The organism is Rhodococcoides fascians A25f (assembly GCF_000760935.2).
Classification (GTDB): Bacteria; Actinomycetota; Actinomycetes; order Mycobacteriales; family Mycobacteriaceae; genus Rhodococcoides.
Map to the genome: position 1 here is coordinate 428,563 of NZ_CP049744.1, position 3,495 is coordinate 432,057.

Genomic DNA, 3,495 nt, shown 5'->3' on the forward strand with positions numbered 1-3,495 from the left:
ACCTAAATTCCGTTACCGGTGGTCCGGAAGGCCCGACCGCCGAGCGTTGCGGCCACTCCGCCAAGTGCCAGGGTGGCCAGGACTGCCGGAGCTACGGCTCCCGGGCCGGTGGCCAAGCCGAGCGACAGGCCGCGCAGGGCGTCTACTCCGTAAGTCAATGGGTTCACCGCCGCGATGACCTGCAGCCATGTCGGCAGGTGTGCGGTGGGCGCGAATGCGCTGGAGGCAAATGTCAGCGGGAACATCAGTACACCGACGCTCTGCAGAACCTCAGCGCTACGCAACCACGCCGCGAGGGCCACGAATACCCAAATCAGGGCCCATGCCATCAGCAGGGCAACCCCCAGTCCGACCAGCAATCCCCCTGCGTTGGTGGGCCGGAACCCGAGTGCACCGACCGAGAAGCCGAGCAGCATCAACAGTTGGACGCTGTAGCGAACGAGGTCGGCAAGACTGCGTGCGACCAACAGCCCGAAAGGCCGGATCGGCAGTGAGCGGAGGCGCGCGAACACCCCATTTCGCATGTCCTGGACCAGCCCTTGACCGGCCAACTGGGCTGAGCTGACCGCGGTTGTCACAAAGATCGCCGGCACCAGATAGTCGATGTAGCGCACGCCGGCCGGCAGGATCGATTCATCAGCAATGCTGCCGAAGACCTGGCTGAGGATTACCAACATAAGGATCGGACCGACCAAGCCGAGGACGGCCGCGCGTGGATCGGCCACCATCGACCGCAGCGATCGGCCGGTTTGCACGGCGACCTGCGTCCGGAAAGTGCTTCCCCGCCAACGGGAGTCGGACTCTGCCACATCGTGGATGGTGGCCGACGACGTGATCATGGCGTGGCCTCGTGTCCGGGACCCGCCCGATCAACCGTGGCCATCACGTCGGCGAAGAAGTCGATGTCCGCGGTGATCTCCGTGACGGTGCTTCGGCTGCCCGCCGCGCGCCTGCCCTGTAACAAGCGGCGCTGGCGGTCGAGTACCGGTTGCGAGAAGGGCATCGCACCTGCGTCGTGGTAGCGAATAGCGCCCGTGCCGTCGCGCAGCGGGAGAACGGCAGAGTGCGCGTGTCTGCTCGCGCTGAAAGGGATGTCGAGAGTGCCGGCGGCGAATCCCGCACAGATCGCCGTCTTCAGCTGGGGCGCATCCAGTACGGGTTCGATGATGTCGGCGACCTCCTTCTCGATCCAGAATTGTTCCTCCGCTACCCGGCCTTGGTCGATTGTGACGAAATCCAGTAGTGGCGAACACGCCACCCGCGCCAACCGTAAGCCGTCGATGTTCGCTGTGGAGGTGGGGATGCCCAACGCTTCTGATCGAGTCTTGGTCACGACCTTCGCCGCCCCGCCGAGCCTTCCGACGAGGGCACCGTAGAAGATCAGCGAATCGGCAGCACTACGCTCTGCGGGAAATACCCCCATGTATTCGTGCAGTACCGGGAAGACGGTCACGTCGTCGGGCAAGTAGTGCCGAGCCATAGTGACAATCGCTCGCAGTGCAGCGATGTCTTGGTGCACCTCGCCTGACTGCGGATAAGAGATCGAGAGACAGCGCACGCCCTGCTCGACAGCGAGCGCTGCTTCCAACATGGTGACCGCGATCGATAGGGAGGGCGGCGTCAACACGGCGGTCAGCGTGCCGAACAGCTCGCGTTCCAGAACTACTCCAATTGCAGCGAGCTCGGCCGTCACAGCATCGATCTGCTGCCATGCGTGTACCGATTCGGCAATGGGGACATCCTTGCAGTACGGCAGGTTGTACCCCAGTCCACCTCCCTCGAAAGAAGTGAACCCCGCGGCGAGCGCGGTTGCGAACAGGTCCCGACCGTCCGGTGACCCATGCCGTACTTCGACCGGGACTTGCACGGCCGCACCCAGCTCACGACCTCGTCGCCACCCGTGGGAGACGAGCGGATATCCGTTGAGCTGGTCGGCTTGCTCGGACGCGAGCCGGCTCGCGGTGAGGAAGTGGCCCAGCCTTGTGTGTGAGTCGATCGTGACCGACAAGATGTCCGGGTCACCGCCCGCGTCGATATCGCGCAGAAGCGTCATCATTGCCGAATGCCCGCCTACTCCGCACCGGGGCTGAAGAGCCGGTCGACCAGACCGTTGCGCTGCGTGCAATACGCTGACGGCGTTGGGGCGGTTCGGGTCACTCAGGCATTCGATGACCTCATCCCATGGGGGGAGCCGACGGCGCTGCGCGCCCCCGATGCGCAGAATCGCGTCATCGAGCAACGGATGCCTCGAGGCCAGCCACGTTCGAGGCCGGCTCGGTAGTGGCCGCGTCAAGTATTCGGTCCAAGAGCGGGGGGAGTTCCTCGACCGTGCGGAGGATGTGATCAACACCGAGTGTGCGAAGCTCCGCCAGTGCTGCCGTATTTCGGGCGGGGTCGATGGAGGGCCGCCCGCCGAGGACGACCGGGCATCGGAGCGCTCCGCCACGCCGCAGTGCCGGCAAATCTGCAAGGTCGTGCACCGCATGCCCGTTCACGCTGCCGATGACGACTGCCACTGCATCCAGTGTTGCTGCCGCATCGGAGAACTCCTCGAGCGGAGTACATACGCCCAGGTTGTGCACACGAAAACCCAACTCGGTCAGCATCCTATGGATGAGCTGGTTGGCCACCGCGTGTGCGTCACTTTCGGCTACTCCGAGCACAACCTGTCGCATCGATCGCATTTCGGACTTTTTCATCTGCAACGTCCTCTGCTGTTCCGCCCCCGGCTTTTCGAAAGCGCGTTCGTCGATTTCCCTAACAATGTCAGGTAAGCGTGAATATGCACCCAGAACTCGTCCTGAAGGATCAATCATCGTAGGGGCCAGACTAGCAATCTTGCTGGGGTAATCCCAGGCCAAACCATAGCTTCTCGGGTTTTCACTAGACACCTCAGGTCGACTGCTTGAGATTGTGGGATGTTGGTTGACAGCGACTGCACCGCAAGTAATTTGGACTTCGACAACATACTTTTGCATTCGCGGTGACCGAGAAATCCAGCTCTGCGTGGGGCGTTCCTGAAATGAATGCGATCCGCCGCCCGAAACTACGCACTCCGGGTGGAGAGAATGTAGTGCTGTAACAGAAATCGACGGCTGTCGTAGACGAATCAGCTGCAATCTAGTGGTAATACTAGTTAGGGGAACGGGATGGATCGCACCGAGTTAGTGGTTCGGGTCGAGGACGTGCAGGAATGGTTGCTCGCGTGTGTGGCAAGGCTTGCGCGGCGCTCACAACGCGAGATTGCCGTCGACGTGCCGATCGTTGAGTACGGTCTCGATTCTGTGTCGGCTGTCACCCTGACAGTGGAATGCGAAGACCACTTCGGTGTGGAAATCGACCCCGCTGAGCTATGGGACCACCCCACCGTTGACGCCCTCGCCGCACGTGTCCATCACCTAGTGGCCGCCGCCCGCTAACCGAAGGCGCTAGATCCCGCAGGTCGGACGAACCGACCGAGCTGAACCGCCAGCTAGTTGTCAGGAGCCCCCGGTT

The 3,495-nt window shown here is 62.5% G+C and carries 4 protein-coding genes; 1 reads left to right on the forward strand and 3 read right to left on the reverse strand.

The window, feature by feature from the left end; genetic code table 11:
• Nucleotides 1–2: 2 nt before the first annotated feature.
• From BH93_RS02065 to BH93_RS02075, 3 genes are read right to left on the reverse strand one after another with little or no spacing between them, the layout of a single operon-like run.
• Nucleotides 3–839 (reverse strand): ABC transporter permease, encoded by an 837-nt coding sequence (locus tag BH93_RS02065; RefSeq protein ID WP_155291018.1) that lies wholly within the window; start codon nucleotides 837–839, stop codon nucleotides 3–5.
• Nucleotides 836–2,347 carry a hypothetical protein gene (locus BH93_RS02070; RefSeq protein WP_242459204.1) on the reverse strand — a complete coding sequence of 504 codons (1,512 nt, stop codon included), beginning with the start codon at nucleotides 2,345–2,347 and terminating at the stop codon, nucleotides 836–838. The genes BH93_RS02065 and BH93_RS02070 overlap by 4 nt, the downstream gene beginning before the upstream one ends.
• Entirely contained in the window at nucleotides 2,229–2,699 is a 471-nt protein-coding gene (locus tag BH93_RS02075) for a cobalamin-dependent protein (RefSeq protein ID WP_080739108.1), read from the reverse strand. Before BH93_RS02075 ends, BH93_RS02070 begins: the two co-directional genes overlap by 119 nt.
• A 450-nt stretch (nucleotides 2,700–3,149) precedes the next feature.
• Between BH93_RS02075 and BH93_RS02080 the strand changes: the two genes are divergently transcribed.
• On the forward strand, nucleotides 3,150–3,419 hold the full coding sequence (locus tag BH93_RS02080) for an acyl carrier protein (protein ID WP_037174788.1): 270 nt from the start codon (nucleotides 3,150–3,152) through the stop codon (nucleotides 3,417–3,419).
• Nucleotides 3,420–3,495 lie beyond the last annotated feature (76 nt).

What these genes read in the sequence shown, in the direction of transcription:
- BH93_RS02065 (WP_155291018.1), bottom strand. Translation starts at nt 839, where the DNA reads ATGATCACGTCGTCGGCCACCATCCACGATGTGGCAGAGTCCGACTCC.
- BH93_RS02075 (WP_080739108.1), bottom strand. Translation starts at nt 2,699, where the DNA reads ATGAAAAAGTCCGAAATGCGATCGATGCGACAGGTTGTGCTCGGAGTA.
- BH93_RS02080 (WP_037174788.1), top strand. Translation starts at nt 3,150, where the DNA reads ATGGATCGCACCGAGTTAGTGGTTCGGGTCGAGGACGTGCAGGAATGG.